This is a genomic window from Pantoea sp. SGAir0175, assembly GCF_043547855.1.
Window position 1 is genome coordinate 4,065,557 of sequence record NZ_CP028081.1, and the last position, 13,138, is coordinate 4,078,694.

Below are 13,138 nucleotides of genomic sequence, written 5' to 3' on the forward strand. Positions count from 1 at the left end.
GCATTACGCCATGCAGAGTGACCCTGTGGTTTTGTTGCGCGCTGCGTGGTTAATTAATACGCGCGCCTGAACCGCCCTCTTCCAGCGGTCCGTCGGGATCGGCGGGTAACACGATGTAAACACCTTCAAACACCGCGCCCAGCTCATCATCCCCAAACAGCTCCACCTCCATCTGTACGCGTGCTTTTCGTCCGCGCGCCAGCCGGTCGAGATCGCCGCTCAGCGAGCCGAGATCGGCGATGGCGCCGGGCCGTCCGCTGATCGGTTTGCTGTAGCGAATATGTGCATCGGCCAGAATGATGGTGCCGCCAAGATGGCGTTCGCGCAGTAGCAGCCAGATCAATCCCCAGCCGGTAAGCGTGGCGAGTGAAAACAGGCTGCCGGCAAACAGCGTGTGGTGTGGGTTCTGGTTGCCGGCTTCCGGCATGGTGGTAACAAACTTCTGCCCGGTATACTGCAGAATGCGCACGCCCATCTTTTCGCTCAGCGGGATGTGTTCGTACCACGCCTGCTGCAGCTGTCCGCACCAGTCGGCGCGATGCAGAATATCATCCAGCGTCACCACCGGTTTAATCATCAGGAAGTGGCGCACCGGCGTGGTTTGCGGTGCGGTAATTTCGCCCTGATTGACAAAGCCGAGCTTGGCAAAGAACTCCACCGCATCCTCGCGCGCGCTACAGGTGACGCGTTTGGCCCCTTCCTGGCGGGCCACCGACTCCAGCGTCATCGCCACCAGCGTACCCAGCCCTTTGCCCTGCACCGACGGATGCACCGCCAGAAAGCGGATCGCCGCTTCATTTTCCGCATTGATATACAGCCGGCCTACCGCTACCGGTTTGCCGTGCTCATCCACCACCATCTGGTGATGCGCCAGCGCATCCCAGGCATCACGTTCTGAGCCCTGCGGCTGGCGCAGCGGCTTCCGTAACATTTCCCAGCGGAACTGGTAATACATATCCAGCTCTTCCGCCGTTTGCGGTACGCGAAGATGATACATAAAGTGATTCTCTCGTTCGGAGCTTGCGTGGCTGATCCCTTGCCGCTCGGCTAAAAATCTCACACCTGTAACCAGAAGGTCACCGGACCATCGTTAATCAGCGAAACCTGCATATTGGCGGCGAAGCGCCCGTTGGCGGTGGTGACGCCCAGCGCCCGGCAGCGATCGCTGAAGTCGTGATAGAGGCGCTCCGCTTCCGCCGGATGCGCGCCGCCAGAGAAAGAGGGACGCATGCCTTTTTGCGTGTCGGCCGCCAGGGTGAATTGCGAAACCACCAGCACGCTACCGCCTGTCTGCTGTACGCTGAGATTCATTTTGTCGTTCTCATCGCCAAAAATGCGGTAGCCCAGCACTTTCTCCGCCAGGCGCTGTGATTTCTGCTCATCATCGCCCTTTTCCACCCCCAGCAGCACCAGCAGACCGGCGCCAATTTCGCCCACCGTGGCGTTATCTACGCTGACGCTGGCGCGCGTCACACGCTGAATCAAAGCAATCATGTTTCCTCTCGTTCTTTATCGCGTTCCTGCTGTTTTAACTGGCGATAGTCATCCAGCGTGACGGTCACTTCCGCGCCTAACAACACAATACACCAGGTCCAGTAAACCCACAGAAACAGGATGGGGATCACCGCCAGCACGCCGTAAATTAACTGATACGAAGGAAACATCGTAACATAGAGCGCAAAGCCTTTTTTGCCCAGCTCGAACAGCAGACCCGCGACCACCGCACCTATCAACGCATCGCGTCCCGGCACACGCCGCGTCGGCACAATGCTGTACAGCAGCCAGAAGGCGAGAATGGAGAGTACTAGCGGGAAGATGCGCAGCGCCTGATCGATCAGGCTGGTGACGCCGGTCACGTTCACCCAGCGCAGCGACAGCAGATAAGAGCTGATAGCCAGACTGGCACCGGCCAGCAGCGGTCCCAGCGTCAGGATCATCCAGTAGACCGCAAAGGAGTAAACCATCGGGCGCGGCTTGTCGCTGCGCCAGATGGCGTTGAGCGCGCTGTCGACCGAGTGCATCAGCAGCAGCGCAGTGACTATCAGCCCCACAGCCCCCACTGCCGTCATTTTATTGACGTTGGCGACAAACTGATCGAGATAGCGCTGAATCACATCCCCGGCGGCCGGCATGAAGTTAGTGAAGATGAAGTTCTTCAGCTGCACGCTGATGTCGGAGAACACCGGGAAGGCGGCAAACAGCGCGAATACCACGGCAATCAGCGGCACCAGCGCCAGCAGTGACACGTAGGCCAGATTACCGGCCTGCGTAGTCATGTTGTCTTCATCGATGCGGCGCCACAGCAGTTTGATCCACAGGAAAAACGCATGCGCCGAGTGGCGCAGATGAGTTCGCATGGTCACTCAGCGACGGCTCGCAAACCAGTCAGGCACGGTTTTCGCATCTTCGACCAGCACGCTCTCAATGCCCAGCGCGCGCGCCGCATCAACATTAGCCTGGTTGTCATCAAAGAATACCGCCTGATCGGCGGTGAAGCCTTCATGCTCCAGTACGTAGTGCCAGATGCGCGCTTCTGGTTTGCGCATGCCGATATCCTGCGACATATAGATGTGGTCGGCAGCCTGCTGTACTTCCGGATACTGCGTTGGCCAGAACTCGAAATGCAGCTGGTTGGTGTTAGACAGAATCACCACGCGCTCGCCGCTGGCGCGCAGCTGGTTCATGATCGCCAGCGTTTCCGGACGCACGCCGACAAACACCGCCTGCCAGCCCGCAGTGAACTGCGGATAGCTCAGGGCAATATCGAGCTGGTCACACAGCCGGGCAGCAAACTCCGGGTCGCTGATTTCGCCCCGCTCGTGCTGCTCGAAGGTCTCGTCCATGCGAAAACGGCTCTGCAGCGTGGCAAGCGGCACGCGTCCCAGATCGCTCCAGACGCCGAGTACCCGATTGAAATCGATATCAACAATCACATTGCCTAAATCAAAGATGTACAGCATGACACCTCTCCTCTACGTTCCCTGGATCATTCACTCTAGCGGTAAAAGGCAAGCCTGAACAGGTACGCTTAGGGGAAATCCGCATTCCGCAAGCGGGGTCTGATTTCGTGCGGGTCGCGCTGCCTCAGACGGCAGGCAAAAAAAAGCCCCGCGGGTGCGGGGCTTATTATCAGACGATTTCGCTTACTCTTTGCTGCCGCGAGACGCGCGTTTGCGATCGTTCTCGGTCAGGTGGCGTTTACGAATACGTACTGACTGCGGCGTCACTTCTACCAGTTCGTCATCATCGATGAACTCGATAGCCTGCTCCAGCGTCATTTTCTGCGGTGGTACCAGGGTGGTCGCTTCGTCAGTACCTGACGCACGCATGTTGGTCAGTTTCTTACCGGTCAGGCAGTTTACGGTCAGGTCGTTAGAACGGCTGTGAATACCGATGATCTGGCCTTCATACACTTCCGCACCGTGACCGAGGAACAGCTTACCGCGATCCTGCAGGCCGAACAGGGCGAAGGCAACCGCTTTACCCTGACCGTTGGAGATCAGCACGCCGTTCTGACGCTGGCCCACTTCGCCCGGACGCACGTCGTCGTAGTGGCTGAAGGTGGAGTACAGCAGACCGGTACCGGAAGTCATAGTCATGAATTCGTTACGGAAGCCGATCAGACCACGGCTTGGGATCACGTAGTCGAGACGTACGCGGCCTTTACCATCCGGATCCATGTTTTTCAGGTCGCCTTTACGCTCACCCATCGCCTGCATCACTGAACCCTGATGGGTTTCTTCGATGTCGAGGGTAACGTTTTCGAATGGCTCCTGCTTGCGGCCTTCGAATTCACGGTAGATAACTTTCGGACGGGATACCGCCAGCTCGTAGCCTTCACGACGCATATTCTCGATCAGAACTGACAGGTGCAGCTCACCACGACCGGATACGCGGAATGCATCAGCATCTTCAGTTTCTTCTACGCGCAGCGCTACGTTGTGCACCAGTTCTTTGTTCAGACGCTCAAGGATCTGACGCGACGTCACAAACTTACCTTCTTTACCACAGAACGGTGAGGTGTTGACGTTGAAGAACATGGTTACGGTTGGCTCATCCACGCTCAGCGCTGGCAGCGCTTCCACATTCTGCGTGTCGCAGATGGTGTCGGAGATGTTCAACTCGCCCAGACCGGTGATAGCGATGATGTCGCCCGCTTCAGCCAGGTCGGATTCAATACGCTCCAGACCCAGATGGCCCAGCACTTTACCGACTTTCGCGTTACGGGTTTTCCCTTCGCTGTCGATCACAGTAACCTGCTGGTTTGGCTTCACTTTACCGCGCTTGATGCGGCCGATACCGATTACGCCGAGGTAGTTGTTGTAGTCCAGCTGCGAGATCTGCATCTGCAGTGGGGCTTCAATTTCAACCTGCGGTGGAGAAACGTGGTCGACGATGGCCTGATACAGCGGGGTCATGTCGTCAGCCATGTCGGTGTGATCCAGACCGGCGATACCATTCAGCGCAGACGCATAAATGATCGGGAAATCGAGCTGCTCGTCAGTCGCGTCGAGGTTAACGAACAGGTCAAATACCTGGTCAACAACCCAGTCCGGACGCGCGCCAGGACGGTCAACTTTGTTGATGACTACAATCGGCTTCAAACCGTGGGCAAAGGCTTTCTTGGTTACGAAGCGGGTTTGCGGCATAGGGCCATCCATCGCGTCTACAACCAGCAGCACCGAATCCACCATGGACATGACGCGCTCAACTTCACCACCGAAGTCGGCGTGTCCCGGGGTATCAACGATGTTGATACGGTAGTCGTTCCATTTGATGGCGGTGTTTTTCGCGAGGATGGTAATCCCACGCTCTTTCTCCAAATCGTTGGAGTCCATCACGCGCTCAGTCGCTTCGGTACGGGCATCAAAAGTACCGGACTGTTGCAGCAGTTTGTCAACCAGGGTGGTCTTACCATGGTCAACGTGCGCGATGATGGCGATGTTACGCAAATTTTCGATCACAGCTTTGCCTCAGGCATTATAGAAATAACGCGGTATTGTACACGGATTAAGCGAAAGACTGAACATGATCACAGTTTTCGCCGAAATATTCTCGCAGTGCGCGTTTTTAGCACCAATAACGGTGCATTAAGCTGCACTTTGATGGCGCTTTGCACCATTTAAGTGCTTACCCCTAAACTGACGGCACTATTTTGGTGCATTCCATCCACGCTGGTGCAGCCGTCGTCTCACCGCAGGGCGCATCACAGCGCCATTTTCACCATTGTAATAAAGTTGGCACAGAATTCGCTTTATATCTTTTAAGCGAAAACGACAGTTGCACAACGGTTGAAGAGCTTGCCGAGATCTTGGTCAGGGGTGGTCAGTAGTCGTGACACATTCCCGGCAACAGAAGTTCTCTCACCACGACGACAAAATGACCATTTCCAGGAGAGTTGAGTATGTCCGCTGAACACGTTCTCTCGATGATGAACGAGCACGAAGTTAAGTTTGTTGACCTGCGTTTTACCGATACCAAAGGTAAAGAACAGCACGTTACTATCCCTGCTCACCAGGTTAACGCTGACTTCTTCGAAGAAGGCAAAATGTTCGATGGCTCTTCCATCGGCGGCTGGAAAGGCATTAACGAATCAGACATGGTGCTGATGCCGGATGCAACAACTGCCGTAATGGATCCGTTCTTCGAAGATCCGACGCTCATCATCCGCTGTGACATTCTCGAGCCAGGCACGCTGCAGGGCTACGATCGCGACCCGCGCTCCATTGCCAAGCGCGCAGAAGAGTTCCTGCGTTCTTCCGGCATCGCCGACACCGTACTGTTCGGACCTGAGCCAGAGTTCTTCCTGTTTGACGACATCCGTTTCGGCTCTTCAACTTCCGGCTCACACGTGGCTATCGACGACATCGAAGCAGCCTGGAACACCGGTAAAGAGTACGAAGGCGGTAACAAAGGTCACCGTCCAGGTCTGAAAGGCGGCTACTTCCCGGTGCCACCGGTTGACTCATCACAGGACATCCGTTCTGCCATGTGTCTGACCATGGAGCAGATGGGTCTGGTGGTTGAAGCGCATCACCACGAAGTGGCAACCGCGGGTCAGAACGAAGTGGCTACCCGCTTCAACACCATGACCAAGAAAGCTGACGAAATTCAGATCTACAAATATGTCGTGCACAACGTCGCGCACGCCTACGGCAAAACGGCTACCTTTATGCCGAAGCCGATGTTTGGCGACAACGGTTCCGGAATGCACTGCCACATGTCACTGTCTAAAGGCGGCGTAAACCTGTTCTCTGGCGACAAATACGGCGGCCTGTCTGAAACTGCCCTGTTCTACATCGGCGGTATCATCAAGCACGCTAAAGCCATCAACGCCCTGGCAAACCCGACCACCAACTCATACAAGCGTCTGGTCCCAGGCTACGAAGCACCGGTAATGCTGGCTTACTCAGCACGTAACCGTTCTGCCTCTATCCGTATCCCGGTAGTGGCCAGCCCGAAAGCACGTCGTATCGAAGCGCGTTTCCCGGATCCAGCGGCTAACCCATACCTGGCGTTCACCGCACTGCTGATGGCCGGCCTCGACGGCGTGATCAACAAGATCCACCCTGGCGATGCGATGGACAAAAACCTGTACGACCTGCCGCCGGAAGAAGAAGCTGAGATTCCAAAAGTGGCCGGTTCACTGGAAGAAGCGCTGAACGCACTGAACGAAGACCGCGAGTTCCTGACCCGTGGCGGCGTGTTCACTGACGACGCGATCGATGCTTACATCGAACTGCGTAAAGCTGACAACGACCGCGTACGCATGACGCCGCACCCGGTTGAGTTCGAACTGTACTACAGCGTTTAATCCTTAAAAGATTCGCGCAGATGCACCGTAGCCGCCAACGCCGCGACGGTGCTAATCCTGGCGCTGAAGATTTTTTGTTGCCGTGGAAACTTTAGCCCATCTCCGGATGGGCTTTTTTCACCGCGAATTCATCGTTCGACGGATAGATTTGCGTCCCCAAAGGCTATAATGCACTAATTTAGTGCAGAGGAACGCTGTATGGCAACTGGCACGCTGCCCGACGCGGGGCAGATTCTCAACTCCCTGATCAACAGTATTTTGCTGGTCGATAACGATCTGGTTATCCACTACGCCAACCCGGCGGTCCAGCAACTACTGGCGCAAAGCTCACGAAAATTGTTCGGCACGCCCTTACCGGAACTTACCGGCTATTTTTCGCTGAACATTGAGGTAATGAGCGAGAGTTTAGGGGCAGGCCAGGGCTTTACCGATAGCGAAGTCACGTTAGTGGTGGATGGCCGCGCGCACATTATGTCACTTACGGCACAGCGTCTACCCGACGGATTTATTCTGCTGGAAATGGCGCCGATGGATAATCAGCGCCGTCTCAGCCAGGAGCAGATTCAGCACGCCCAGCAGGTTGCCGCGCGCGATCTGGTACGCGGCCTGGCGCACGAAATTAAAAACCCGCTCGGCGGATTGCGCGGCGCGGCGCAGCTGTTATCGCGCGCCCTGCCCGATCCGGCGCTGAATGAATATACCAAAGTGATTATTGAGCAGGCCGACCGGCTGCGTAATCTGGTCGACCGCCTGCTGGGTCCGCAGCAGCCCGGACTGCACGTGACCCAGAGCATTCATCAGGTGGCTGAACGTGTGGTTAACCTGGTGTCGATGGAGCTGCCGGAAAACGTCTCGCTGGTGCGTGATTATGACCCCAGCCTGCCGGAGCTGCCGCACGACCCGGACCAGATTGAGCAGGTGCTGCTCAACGTGGTGCGTAACGCGCTGCAGGCGCTGGGCGAAGCGGGCGGAACCATTGTCATCCGTACCCGTACCGCGTTTCAGCTGACGTTACACGGCACGCGTTACCGGCTGGTGGCGCGAATCGACATTGAAGATGATGGCCCGGGCATTCCGGCCCAGCTGCAGGATACGCTGTTCTATCCGATGGTCAGCGGACGCGAAGGCGGCACCGGTTTAGGTCTCTCTATCGCCCGCAGCCTGATTGATCAGCATTCGGGAAAAATTGAATTTAACAGTTGGCCAGGCCACACCGAATTCTCGGTTTACCTGCCTATTCGCCAGTGAGGTTTCTATGCAACGAGGGATAGTCTGGATCGTCGATGACGATAGCTCCATCCGCTGGGTGCTTGAACGTGCGCTCACTGGAGCCGGTTTAAGCTGCGCCACCTTTGACAGCGGCAACGAGGTGCTGGATGCGCTCTCGACCAAAACCCCGGACGTATTATTGTCGGATATTCGTATGCCAGGCATGGATGGTCTGGCGCTGCTGAAGCAGATCAAACAGCGTCATCCGATGCTGCCGGTCATCATTATGACCGCGCATTCGGACCTCGACGCGGCGGTCAGCGCTTATCAGCAGGGCGCATTTGATTACCTGCCTAAGCCGTTTGATATTGATGAAGCGGTCGCGCTGGTAGAGCGCGCCATCAGTCACTATCAGGAGCAGCAGCAGCCGCGCAATCAGCCGGTAAGCGGCCCGACCACCGACATCATCGGCGAAGCGCCGGCGATGCAGGATGTCTTCCGCATCATCGGCCGTCTGTCGCGTTCGTCGATCAGCGTGCTGATCAATGGCGAGTCCGGTACCGGTAAAGAGCTGGTCGCGCATGCGCTGCATCGCCACAGCCCGCGCGGCAAATCCCCGTTTATCGCGCTGAATATGGCGGCGATCCCGAAGGATTTGATCGAATCGGAGCTGTTTGGCCACGAGAAAGGCGCGTTTACCGGCGCGAACCAGATTCGTCAGGGCCGCTTTGAGCAGGCTGATGGCGGCACGCTGTTTCTCGACGAAATCGGCGATATGCCGCTTGATGTACAGACGCGCCTGCTGCGCGTGCTGGCCGATGGCCAGTTCTATCGTGTTGGCGGCTATGCGCCGGTCAAAGTGGATGTGCGCATCATCGCCGCTACCCACCAGAATCTGGAGCTGCGCGTGCAGGAGGGCAAATTCCGTGAGGACCTGTTCCATCGCCTCAACGTGATTCGCGTGCATCTGCCGCCGCTGCGTGAACGTCGCGAGGATATCCCGCGTCTGGCGCGCTACTTCCTGCAGGTCGCAGCGCGTGAGCTGGGCGTGGAAGCGAAAATTCTGCATCCGGAGACTGAAGCCGCGCTGACGCGACTGCACTGGTCGGGTAACGTGCGCCAGCTGGAGAACACCTGCCGCTGGCTGACGGTCATGGCCGCAGGCCAGGAAGTGCTGATTCAGGATCTGCCGCCGGAGCTGTTTGAGTCGAGTACGCCGGAAAATCCGGTGCAGTCGCTGCCGGACAGCTGGGCAACGCTGCTGGCGCAGTGGGCAGACCGCGCGCTGCGTTCCGGTCATCAGAACCTGCTGTCAGAAGCACAGCCGGAGATGGAGCGTACGCTGCTGACCACTGCGCTGCGTCATACGCAGGGCCACAAGCAGGAAGCGGCACGTTTACTGGGCTGGGGCCGCAATACGCTCACGCGTAAACTGAAAGAACTGGGCATGGAATAACGCGGAAAAGTGTAAAAGGGTTATTTATTGCACATTTTCTGCGCGTAACATCTGTACAGACCGGTGCCGTTCAGTATCATACGGGCGGCAATCGGGAGAGGCTAACATGTTGCAATCTGTCATCCAGCTGATCGCGCATAACGTGGCGGCAATCGGTAATGCTGTGACTCACTCACCGCAAACCGCGCTGGCCGCCGTGGTCTGCGCCATCAGCGTCAGTCTGTTCAGTTAACATAAAGGGAGCGCTGGCTCCCTTTATGCTTAAATTACCCGCGAAAATTGCTGCATCCGTGCTTTCTGCCGCAGATAGCGGTCAAAGCACATGCAGATGTTGCGAATCAGCAGACGGCCAATGCCGGTGACCTGCAGCCGGCGCTCACCGATCTCAAGCAAGCCGTCCGCCACCAGCGGCGCCAGCAGCGCTAAATCCTCAGCAAAATAGCGTTCAAACACCACTGGCCACCGGGCTTCGATGTCGGCAAAATCCAGCGCAAAGTTACAGATCAGCGCTTTAATCACATCCCGCCGCAGACAATCATCCTCGCTCAGGGTTAAACCGCGCCACAGCGCATGGCCCTGCTGCTCAACGCTGGCATACCAGGCTTTTAACTCTTTCTGATTCTGCGCATAGCTGTCGCCCAGCATGCTGATGGCCGAAACCCCCAGTCCGAGCAGTTCGGTTTCGCCCTGCGTGGTATAACCCTGGAAATTGCGATGCAGTACGCCGGCGCGCTGCGCCACCGCCAGTTCATCATCCGGTTTGGCAAAATGGTCCATGCCAATAAACTGGTATCCCGCACCGGTCAGCGTCGCGATGGTTTGCTGCAGGATTTGCAGCTTCTGCGCCGCCGTCGGCAGCTCCTCATCTTTGATTTTGCGCTGAGCGGCAAACAGCGCAGGCATGTGCGCATAGTTGAAGACGCTAAGGCGATCCGGATTGAGCGCAATCACCCGCTGCAGCGTAAAGGCAAAGCTCTCTGGCGTCTGCAGCGGCAGGCCGTAGATTAAATCCAGACTGACTGAGCGGAATCCCTGCGCGCGGGCACGCTGCACCAGGGCGAAAATGGTCTCTTCATCCTGAACGCGATTGACCCGCTCCTGCACTGTCTTGTTGAAATCCTGCACGCCCATGCTCAGACGATTGAAGCCCTCTGCGCGCAGATGATCGATCATCTCCAGCTCAATTTCACGCGGATCGACTTCGATCGACATCTCAACGTCGTCAGCGATGTCGAAATGGCTGCGCAGCAGCGCCACCAGCCGGCTGACCTGCTGCTGATTAAGGAAGGTAGGCGTGCCGCCGCCCCAGTGCAGCTGCGTAACGCGACGGCCGGCAAACAGCGGTGCGCGCTGACGAATCTCCTGCGCCAGAACCTCCAGATAGCGATCGGCCTTGTGCAGCTGGCGCGTCACGATTTTATTGCAGCCGCAGAAGTAACACAGACGATGGCAGAACGGGATATGCACATACAGCGATAGCGCGCGCTCGGGATAGCGCTCAACCGCGCGCTGAAAATCGCTCGCGCCAAAGCTTTCACTGAATTCCAGCGCGGTGGGATAGGAGGTGTAACGCGGACCGGCGTAATTGTATTTTTCGATGAGCCGCTGATCCCACTCAATCTGCTGCGATGACATGCTCACTCCTTACGGTGACGTCGTCTGAGGGCGGGTCGCGTGGCAGAAGAGGAGACGAAGCGCTGGGCGGAACGCCGCCGTAAGCGCGATTTCAGCCGCGACAGGCGGCGTAGTTTAAACAATAACCACAGCAGATAACATGTCAGCAGCAGCGCTAAAATTGATCCAGGCCAAAACATAGGTGAATACCTGTTTAGCGCGGCATGCGCAAAGCCGCATGCCGATCAAAAATGGCGGTTAGTGGCCCTTAAGCAGGCGCATCATATCCTCTTCTGCCTGCTCGTCTTCGGCGTCGTCGTCCAGCGCAATGCCCAGCGTCTCCATCAGCTCGTCAATGCGATCCAGCGTCTCATCCAGCCACGCCTGATCTTCTGCGCTCAGGGTTTCGCCGCTCTCAAGGCGATCGAGCAGCGTGTCGAGACGCTCATCGTTCTCCAGCTTGGCCAGCTCTTCCTGCGGCGTCAGACGCACTTTTTCGGCTTTGGGCTTTGGCTTCGCCACTTTCTTCTCGGGCAGGGTTTTGCCGTCCGCCACCAGCGCGACTGGCTTTTTGCTGCCCACGCGCGGATCGGCGCTCTTTTTGCTGTGCCCTTTACCGGCGCTTTGCATTTCCGGGTTGGCGCGGCTGCCAGATTTGTGGCCGCTGTGCTTTTTATCGCGCTTGCGATCGCGGGCTTCCTGGTTCAGTTCTTCACGCGATTTGCGTTTGGCTTTAGCAGCAGGTTTGCCACGCTGGGCTGGTGCAGGTTGCTTCATGTGTTCGGTCTCGGCGATGCCTGGTGAGTTCAGTATAGAATTGCGGCGAAATCTAGCAGAAAGATGACAAAGAAAAAAGGCGATAGCCTGTGCTATCGCCTTATTTCGCACCTTCATACGAAGGAAACACGCGTCAAATCCTTTACGGCTCACAACGTCCCGGTTGCTCCATCGCCACATCGCTCCTGCGAGTAATCCCTGTCCCTGTCCGATTCCTGCCTGAATCGCTCTCCTGCCATGCTCGCGGTCATCCCCGACGCTCCTGAGCTCATCATCCTGATGGGTGCTGCCGTGCACTGACAACAAATGTAGACCAAACAGTAAATTGAACAAGTGAGACTTGTCTCTAATTTAGAGCGGTCTTTTTCATGTTTAACGTAAGCTATTGAAAATAAACAGTAATATAACGAATGAATGTTGCATGAATCCGTCATCACTGGTAGCAGTTAGCGGCGATCTCTTACAAAATGGCGCGTTAAGACGCCTGTCGGGCACTTTTGCGCCATAACAGGTATAATCAGCGCCATTGCCCGATCATTCTGCTGGAGTTTTACATTGTCTGCTTTGAACTATCACGTCACCCATTTCATGCTCAGCGCGCCGGATATTCGTCATCTACCGGCGGATACGGGCATTGAAGTTGCCTTTGCCGGGCGCTCAAATGCAGGCAAATCCAGCGCGCTGAATACCCTGACCAACCAGAAAAGCCTGGCGCGTACCAGTAAAACACCAGGCCGAACGCAGCTGATTAACCTGTTTGAAGTGGTGGAAGGCAAACGCCTGGTGGATTTACCAGGTTACGGTTATGCGGAAGTCCCGGAAGAGATGAAGCGTAAATGGCAGCGCGCGCTGGGTGAATATTTGCAGAAACGTCAGGCCCTGAAAGGACTGGTGGTACTGATGGATATCCGCCATCCGCTTAAAGATCTCGATCAGCAAATGGTTGAGTGGGCGGTGCAGAGCGGTATTCCAGTTATGATTCTGCTGACTAAAGCCGACAAGCTGGCTTCCGGTGCCCGTAAAGCGCAGCTGAACATGGTGCGTGAGGCATCGCTGGCATTTATGGGCGATGTCCAGGTCGAGATGTTCTCATCGCTGAAAAAACTGGGCGTCGATAAGCTGCGTCAGAAACTTGATACCTGGTTTAGCGAGCTGACTCCGGCGCAGGAAGGCGACGGTGAAGCGCTGTCAGAGTAGCGCCTGAGCGGACCTTTGCGTCCGCTTTTTTTCAGAAAAAGCCCAATAAAAAACGCCCCAGTCATAAATGA

At 56.5% G+C, this 13,138-nt stretch carries 12 protein-coding genes; 5 read left to right on the forward strand and 7 right to left on the reverse strand.

Translation table 11 applies throughout. The annotated features are described in order from the left end of the window. Positions 1–49 precede the first annotated feature (49 nt). From fabY to typA, 5 genes are all read right to left on the reverse strand, one after another. Positions 50–997, reverse strand: coding sequence for a fatty acid biosynthesis protein FabY (fabY, locus tag C1N56_RS18990; RefSeq protein WP_021507112.1), 948 nt, complete (start codon positions 995–997; stop codon positions 50–52). A 59-nt stretch (positions 998–1,056) separates the two neighbouring features. Continuing rightward, positions 1,057–1,494 (reverse strand): D-aminoacyl-tRNA deacylase, encoded by a 438-nt coding sequence (dtd, locus tag C1N56_RS18995; protein WP_021507113.1) that lies wholly within the window; start codon positions 1,492–1,494, stop codon positions 1,057–1,059. Next, positions 1,491–2,357 carry a virulence factor BrkB family protein gene (locus C1N56_RS19000; RefSeq protein WP_021507114.1) on the reverse strand — a complete coding sequence of 289 codons (867 nt, stop codon included), beginning with the start codon at positions 2,355–2,357 and terminating at the stop codon, positions 1,491–1,493. The genes dtd and C1N56_RS19000 overlap by 4 nt, the downstream gene beginning before the upstream one ends. A gap of 6 nt (positions 2,358–2,363) precedes the next feature. After that, positions 2,364–2,960, reverse strand: coding sequence for a glucose-1-phosphatase (gene yihX, locus C1N56_RS19005; RefSeq protein ID WP_021507115.1), 597 nt, complete (start codon positions 2,958–2,960; stop codon positions 2,364–2,366). A 183-nt stretch (positions 2,961–3,143) separates the two neighbouring features. After that, entirely contained in the window at positions 3,144–4,964 is a 1,821-nt protein-coding gene (typA, locus tag C1N56_RS19010; RefSeq protein WP_058759442.1) for a ribosome-dependent GTPase TypA, read from the reverse strand. Between the two features lie 440 nt (positions 4,965–5,404). Between typA and glnA the strand changes: the two genes are divergently transcribed. The 4 genes from glnA (at position 5,405) to C1N56_RS19030 (ending at position 9,711) form a co-directional block, all read left to right on the forward strand. Further along, positions 5,405–6,814: a glutamate--ammonia ligase gene (gene glnA, locus C1N56_RS19015; RefSeq protein ID WP_031279641.1), complete on the forward strand. Its 1,410-nt coding sequence runs from the start codon at positions 5,405–5,407 to the stop codon at positions 6,812–6,814. A 198-nt stretch (positions 6,815–7,012) separates the two neighbouring features. After that, complete coding sequence (gene glnL, locus C1N56_RS19020) at positions 7,013–8,062, forward strand: nitrogen regulation protein NR(II) (protein ID WP_394516973.1); 1,050 nt, start codon at positions 7,013–7,015, stop codon at positions 8,060–8,062. Between the two features lie 7 nt (positions 8,063–8,069). Beyond that, positions 8,070–9,479 carry a nitrogen regulation protein NR(I) gene (gene glnG / locus C1N56_RS19025; protein ID WP_394516974.1) on the forward strand — a complete coding sequence of 470 codons (1,410 nt, stop codon included), beginning with the start codon at positions 8,070–8,072 and terminating at the stop codon, positions 9,477–9,479. Positions 9,480–9,585: 106 nt separating this feature from the next. Continuing rightward, entirely contained in the window at positions 9,586–9,711 is a 126-nt protein-coding gene (locus C1N56_RS19030; RefSeq protein WP_021507120.1) for a YshB family small membrane protein, read from the forward strand. Positions 9,712–9,740: 29 nt separating this feature from the next. On the opposite strand, the gene hemN is transcribed toward C1N56_RS19030, so the two are convergent. Together hemN and yihI are read right to left on the reverse strand one after the other, a co-directional pair. Next, positions 9,741–11,114, reverse strand: coding sequence for an oxygen-independent coproporphyrinogen III oxidase (gene hemN, locus C1N56_RS19035; RefSeq protein WP_394516975.1), 1,374 nt, complete (start codon positions 11,112–11,114; stop codon positions 9,741–9,743). A 237-nt stretch (positions 11,115–11,351) separates the two neighbouring features. Then, on the reverse strand, positions 11,352–11,870 hold the full coding sequence (gene yihI / locus C1N56_RS19040) for a Der GTPase-activating protein YihI (RefSeq protein ID WP_349844108.1): 519 nt from the start codon (positions 11,868–11,870) through the stop codon (positions 11,352–11,354). Positions 11,871–12,425: 555 nt separating this feature from the next. Between yihI and yihA the strand changes: the two genes are divergently transcribed. Continuing rightward, positions 12,426–13,067, forward strand: a complete 642-nt coding sequence (yihA, locus tag C1N56_RS19045; protein WP_031279643.1) for a ribosome biogenesis GTP-binding protein YihA/YsxC — start codon at positions 12,426–12,428, stop codon at positions 13,065–13,067. Positions 13,068–13,138 lie beyond the last annotated feature (71 nt).

Excerpts from the sequence above, each read along its gene's own strand:
- fabY (WP_021507112.1), bottom strand. The coding sequence starts at position 997 with ATGTATCATCTTCGCGTACCGCAAACGGCGGAAGAGCTGGATATGTAT.
- glnL (WP_394516973.1), top strand. The coding sequence starts at position 7,013 with ATGGCAACTGGCACGCTGCCCGACGCGGGGCAGATTCTCAACTCCCTG.
- hemN (WP_394516975.1), bottom strand. The coding sequence starts at position 11,114 with ATGTCATCGCAGCAGATTGAGTGGGATCAGCGGCTCATCGAAAAATAC.
- yihX (WP_021507115.1), bottom strand. The coding sequence starts at position 2,960 with ATGCTGTACATCTTTGATTTAGGCAATGTGATTGTTGATATCGATTTC.
- dtd (WP_021507113.1), bottom strand. The coding sequence starts at position 1,494 with ATGATTGCTTTGATTCAGCGTGTGACGCGCGCCAGCGTCAGCGTAGAT.
- glnA (WP_031279641.1), top strand. The coding sequence starts at position 5,405 with ATGTCCGCTGAACACGTTCTCTCGATGATGAACGAGCACGAAGTTAAG.
- C1N56_RS19000 (WP_021507114.1), bottom strand. The coding sequence starts at position 2,357 with ATGCGAACTCATCTGCGCCACTCGGCGCATGCGTTTTTCCTGTGGATC.
- glnG (WP_394516974.1), top strand. The coding sequence starts at position 8,070 with ATGCAACGAGGGATAGTCTGGATCGTCGATGACGATAGCTCCATCCGC.
- C1N56_RS19030 (WP_021507120.1), top strand. The coding sequence starts at position 9,586 with ATGTTGCAATCTGTCATCCAGCTGATCGCGCATAACGTGGCGGCAATC.
- yihI (WP_349844108.1), bottom strand. The coding sequence starts at position 11,870 with ATGAAGCAACCTGCACCAGCCCAGCGTGGCAAACCTGCTGCTAAAGCC.